Raw genomic sequence first — 260 nt, 5'->3', positions numbered from 1 at the left:
CTGTATTTCAAACTCGAAGGGCAGAACCCGGGGGGAAGCGTCAAGGACCGGGCCGCCCTGAATATGATCCGCAGTATGCTCAGCCGGGGGGAGATCGGCCCGGAAACCCGGCTTATCGAAGCCACCAGCGGGAATACGGGGATTGCCCTGGCCATGATTGCCAGGCTCTACAACCTGGACCTCGAGCTCGTAATGCCCGCGAATGCCACGGCAGAAAGGGTTCAAACCATGCGGGCCTACGGGGCCAAAGTGACCCTCAC

The 260-nt window shown here is 61.2% G+C and carries 1 protein-coding gene; it reads left to right on the top strand.

The features are described from left to right. Positions 1-260 (top strand): pyridoxal-phosphate dependent enzyme (locus tag ACRHNM_RS17165; RefSeq protein WP_431137858.1); only part of this gene is annotated, 260 nt, incomplete at both ends.

The sequence above is a fragment of the Psychroserpens mesophilus genome, from assembly GCF_050617655.1.
Taxonomy (GTDB): domain Bacteria; phylum Bacteroidota; class Bacteroidia; order Flavobacteriales; family Flavobacteriaceae; genus Psychroserpens; species Psychroserpens mesophilus_A.
The sequence above is the reverse complement of the archived record's forward strand: the minus strand, read 5'-3'. Positions and strand labels throughout refer to the sequence as shown.